1 protein-coding gene is annotated in these 275 nt (G+C 68.7%); it reads right to left on the bottom strand.

Annotated features, from left to right (window positions below):
- Positions 1–275, bottom strand: a 275-nt coding sequence (locus tag DOM67_RS20120) for a phage baseplate assembly protein V (protein ID WP_232825209.1), incomplete at both ends; no start/stop codon positions are given.

Here is a 275-nt window from a genome sequence, read left to right as displayed (position 1 = left end):
AAGTCGACCAGCACTTCCTGGCCGATACGCGGTACGAAGACGCCACCCCAACCGGCGCCGGCATTGGGCTGAGAGACCCGCAGCCAGACGCTGGAGTTTTCGTCCAGCTGACCCTGGCGGTCCCAGTGGAACTGCACGCGCACCCGGTTGAGGTGATCGGTGTGGATCTCCTCGTTGGCGGGGCCGACCACGGTGGCGGTCTGGGGCCCGCCGATCACCGGGCGATGGTGGGTCAGCGGGTGACGGTAGGGCTGGCTGCGCCGCTGCGCTTCGAG

This window comes from Salinicola sp. RZ23, from assembly GCF_003206675.1.
Taxonomy (GTDB): domain Bacteria; phylum Pseudomonadota; class Gammaproteobacteria; order Pseudomonadales; family Halomonadaceae; genus Salinicola; species Salinicola endophyticus.
Note: the sequence above shows the minus strand (reverse complement) of the source record. Positions and strands in the feature narration are given on the sequence as shown.